2 protein-coding genes are annotated in these 5,429 nt (G+C 36.9%); both read left to right on the forward strand.

The genetic code is table 11. The features are described from left to right. Positions 1-419: 419 nt before the first annotated feature. A complete protein-coding gene (gene bafA, locus ACFIN0_RS09325; RefSeq protein WP_375702399.1) occupies positions 420-2,984 on the forward strand; it encodes a BafA family autotransporter in 2,565 nt (854 codons plus the stop codon). Between the two features lie 830 nt (positions 2,985-3,814). Then, positions 3,815-5,429 (forward strand): pertactin-like passenger domain-containing protein (locus tag ACFIN0_RS09330; RefSeq protein ID WP_375702400.1); only part of this gene is annotated, 1,615 nt, incomplete at its 3' end.

A 5,429-nucleotide genomic window follows, 5' to 3' on the forward strand; every position in this document is an offset into this window, starting at 1 on the left:
AAAGGACATAAAACAAAACAGTCCTTTCAGGGTATTTTAGGTGTACGCTATAGTTTCTAACGATATGGTTATTTTTTAGTTATCTTTAAATGTATGATTAGTTTTTTTAAGTTTTTAATGCAGCATCAGAGAACAATTTTTCAGAGCACGCAGCTTCGTTGTTCATGATAAACTGTATACCCTTATATACTTGATTATGCATTACTTTTTTTGATAAGAAAATTCTGAGGAAATGCTAAAGAAGCACTATAAAAACGCCCTTATATTCTTGATCAAAAAAGTATTAAAAAAACTGTAAAGAACGGTTTTTTATGAAATAAGGAGGATTTTTAAGAAGGATTGTTGCAATCTAAGGTTGAAAATATGTTTTGTAGAGCTAATTACGTTCAGTGTCTATGCAGGCGTGAAGGGGGGAGGATATGGCTCTACAATATAAATGGAAACGACATTGTTGGATACTCATGTTGAGCAGCTGTTTTGTGCAAGCTGCTGCTGTAAATGAGGGAAGAGCAGCATTTTTTTGTCAATCTTCAAGTTATGAAAATGATAAGGTATTTCACGATCAATACAATGAGGATATGAAAACAGGCAGATGCATACTTGGAGCCTCTCATGATGTCATGATAAGAACGCGCAATGAATTAGACTTTTTGAAAAAGTCTAGCGATTTTATCATGGATAAGGGTGCTAGAGTGTTTGCGAGTCAACAGGAGCTTGACAGCAGTCATCGTGACAATGCTGGATATAATGCACAAGAACAAAATACTGCGTTTCTTAAAAAGCCTGAACTTATTTCCATTAAAGATGGGGCAATATTAGAAAATTATATCCTTGATAATGAAGGTAAAGCATACATTTCAAATGATGGTGAGATTGATAGTCCAGGGCGATCCATTAATAACACTGTAAGGAATGGTGCAGAGCTTTATGTGTATGCAGGAGGACTCAGTGAGAATAGTAAAATTGAACATGGTGGAATTGAAAATGTTCAGGCTTTAAAAGGAAAACAAGGTTTTTCGAAAAATGCTGTTGTTAAAGAAGGCGGGCACCAAAGTGTTGGAAATGGAGGGAAAGTAGAGGGGACTAAAATTTATGGCGGTGAGCAGCTTATTTTCGGCGAGGGGGATATTGGAGGAGAGATTAAAGGCAGTAGTGCTTCTCACACTATCATTTATGGTCAAGATGAAACACTAGGCCAACAAAAAGTATATGATGGCGGAAAAGTTTGGAATACAAAAGTTATGCGAGGGGGTGTCCAAGAGGTTGGACAAAAGTCTCAAAGTGCAAAAAATGGTGGTTTTGCATTTGACACAGAAGTTTTTGGTGGTGGTAAACAACGTATTTTAAAAGGTGGTCAGTCCATTGGAGTCACTTTAAATGAGAATGCTATTCAGGAAATAGATACTGACGGATCTGTAAAAAATCTAACAATGAATGATCAAACAAAATCATGGGTGCATGCTGGAGCAACATTAGAAGGCAAGACACAGGTAAACCATTCTGGGCAGATCCATCTTTATGCTGGGAATGATCAACAACGCACCACAGTAGAAGATATTATTTTAAATGGAAAAGATACAAAACTATACTCTATTACTGATGAGTTTGATGGAAAAAGTTCTTTGATACAAAAATTAAGTGGTGAAGGGAGTATTATTTTTTCGTTTACAGGTTCTGATCCATATTATTCTCAGCTTCATGTGAATAATCTTTCAGGAAATTTACATTTCGCGTTCAATACTACGATTGCCCATAACCGTGGTGATTATCTCTTGGTTGAGAAAGGCGCTGGGAAACATACAATAAGTGTTGCTGATTCTGGCGTTGAAATCACGGATCCTTTTTCAAATAAGCGTGATTTAATTACGGATCAAAGTGGTGGAGCGCATTTTACGCTGACAGATCTTAAGGGTGAAAAAATTAACGCCATTGATGGTGGAACTTATATGTATGATTTGAAAGAAAGAAAGGATGAAAATGGAAAAGTTTGGTTTTTATCGGCAGACCGCCTCAGTGGACCAGAACCTTCTATGCCAGATCCGACAAATCCTTTTTTTCCTGGAGAAACATCAACAACCCCCTCTACAGATGCAGTGTTAACGTTGTCCGTAGTTCCTGGGCTTATTTTTAATAATGAGTTGCAAATTATACGGAATGGTAGAAAAATTTGGGACAGAAATAAGAAAGATATCGAACTATGGACTTATGGGATTAAGAGCAGAGAACGTGTTGCGACAGGCCATACACACTTTAAACTTGGGCAGACAGGTTTAGTCTTTGGTGCTGATCAGTTGAGTGAATTAGGGCATGGAGAGTTGTATGTTGGTGGTTTTGGGAGTTATGATCAAGCACGTATTTCTCATGCACGAGGTGGTGACAGCAATTTGAGCTCTTATAGTATTGGAACTTACGCAACTTATTTTGATCATCGTGGATGGTATATGGATGGTGTTTTGAAATATAATTATTACCGAGATAATTTGAAAGCCATATCAACGAATGGTTTAGCCATTCAAAGTCATTACAATCAGTGGGCAATAGGTGGATCATTTGAGATCGGTTGTTATTTTGAACCGGCACAGAATACTTGGATGCAGCCTTATATCAAGCTAACAGGTTTGCAGGTTGAAGGTAAAAGAATAAAACTTTCAAATGGAATGATGGGTGATCTAAGCCCATTAACTTCATTCCGCAGTGAAGTTGGATTGACTGCAGGACATGAATTTTTTGTGAATTCAGAAACGTCATTAACAGCTTACATTATGGCTGCTTGGTTGCGTGAGAATATAAATAATAATTATACGACAATTAATAACCAGTATAAATTTATTACAGATTTATCAGGCAGTGCGGGTAAATTGGGAATAGGTTTAAACGGTTCGGTCAATGATAAACTAACACTTTATGCGGAAGCACATTATCTAAAAGGACATAAGATTAAGAATGCTCTTCAAGGTATTTTAGGATTACGCTATAGTTTCTAAATATGTGTGCATGGCTGATTAACTTTACAAATGTAATTGTTTTGCAAACTTAAACAGATAACGTTCGGCTATGTCTTCTCGAGAGTGTAGGGACTTTCTCAAATAGTAGGAATGTCTTTATACTCTCTCTTTTAAAGGCAACATACTGAATTTATAATAATAATTCATTTCTATGCGTGTTGAATAAGAGTCGCGAAAATCATAGGATTCTCTCATTCCAAATCTGTTTATGTTGAATCAATCAAAATTATTCGCTTGGCACATCGCAAGCGGGATGAAGGTGTGTATAAAAACTATACAAAAAAGAAGTAAAAATGTCTCTGATGAATCGTCTCTAGTGTCAAGGGCTGTCACAACATTGGGATGGCAAAGTGTATGATGATATCGGCCCGCTTCTTCATAAGCGTAAAAATAGGGGGGTCAATGGCTTTACCGGTATATCATTCATGGATGACGTTACGAAATGGGCTTGAGTGCATTGAGAGATGTCTCTTTAAAACAAGTGCGTGAATGTACAACCCAATGGCGTTTTGTTTTACGTGAAGGGGGGTGCCATTAAAGGGCACAAGCATTTTTTTCATCTATAATTCCAGATATGCAAATTATTCCTTGAATTTAAGTAAACATTTTGAATTTTATTCAATTTTTCTGCCTTAAGTTAGAGTTTTTTAGTGGTTTATAGACAAACAACTTAAAGTTGTTTAAATTAAAAAAATACACTAAAAAATTGCATTTAGACATAAATAAAACACATTATGATACAATCTAAAACAAACTACCTATGTAGCCGCGGGGTATTTTTCTAAATAATTGAGAGTGGAGTGTGGATAATGCGGTATAAATACAAATTAAGTTTTTCAGTATTGATGATCAGTAGTTGTCTTTTGCAATCTGCAAGTGTAGTTGAGAGTAGGAATAGAGTGCTAACAAGAGCAACAGATGTGGGAAATAGAGAAGAGGAAGGAAAAAAATTAGAACAGATTGCTAGTTTTTTCAAAAATAATATGACGATTGAATATGGTGATGTAGAGCTTGTTGAAAATGGAGAAACTTCTGTAGGTTCCACTATTAAAAAAGGAGGGATGCAAATAGTTACACGAGCAGGAATTGCAATGAACGCCAAAATTTTGGGAGGGCAGCAGTTTATTCATGAAGAGCCATATATTGATCTTACAAGCGTGGTTAGACGAAGTAGTGCATATAATTCCACAGTTACTAGTGGAGATGGAGCAATAGGGCAGCAGAATGTGTATGATGGGGCAGAGACTTGGTATACGAAAGTGGGAGATAATGGAGAACAAAATCTTTATGCAGGACAAAGAAAAGAGGGAGGGAAATCAATGTATGCTGAGGTTTCTGGGAATGGGAGACAGCACGTTTTAGCGTTAGGAGAATCTCTGAAAACTACTTTGAAGGATCAAGCTATTCAAGTTGTATATCCTAGAGGGTTTGTGAATAGTTTAACAATTACAGATTCTGCCAAATCGTGGTTCCATGTTGATATACAAGATGTCCTTGGAGAAGTAAGGATCAATGATCACGGAGAACTTTATTTATTCGCTGGTGATAGGACAAATCATACAACTAAGAAAAAAATTCCTATAAAGGACAGAGTTGAAGAAACAATATTTGAGATTGGTGAACGAGATACCCAGCATAAACCTCAGATTAAAATTAAAGATTTAGGTGGTAATGGAGGGACTGTTACTTTTACTTCTATTCCGTATGATCCAAGACATATTTCGCTTCATGTTGAAAAACTTTCAGGGGATTTACATTTTCGTTTTAATATAAATGCTATGGGAGATTATAATAGCGATTATTTGTTGATCGATAATGGTGCCGGTAACCACAAAGTAAGTGTTACAGATTCTGGTCGGGAAATTACAGATTCTCTCCTACAAAGGAATGGTTTAGTTAGCGGAGTCAATTTAATTACCGATAAAAGCCAAGAGGGAGGAGCTAATTTTACGCTGGCAGACCTTTCGGGGACGGACATTACAGCTGTTGATGGTGGAACCTATCAGTATCGCTTGCTGAAGAGAGAAAGATGTGCTGATTCTAGTGGTCATTCTACAATTTGGTATTTATCTAGAGCTTCTGAAGATATGGGACGTTCGAATACTGAAGCACAGTGTGTGAATAAGAAAGCGAAGACTCCTCTTTCATTATCTGCAAGGAGTGGTACGCAGTCTGATCAATCTCCCTCTTCTGGAGGGAAAAATACCAGTTCTCGTCCACCTACTAAAAAAGAGATGCCCAAACAACGTCCTCCACGTCATTTAAGAGGGGCACAGAATGTTTCCAGTGTTTCGGTATCTTCCTCTCAAGAAAATCAGAATCTTGTAACGTTACCTCCATCAGGTCTTCATCCTCTTTCTGATGAAAAACAACAAACTGCTGTTTCAGAATCTTCTCACTCTTTAGCCGATCAAATGATTGTGC

Origin of the sequence: Bartonella sp. AA89HNZF, assembly GCF_042196905.1 — a bacterium.
GTDB lineage: Bacteria > Pseudomonadota > Alphaproteobacteria > Rhizobiales > Rhizobiaceae > Bartonella.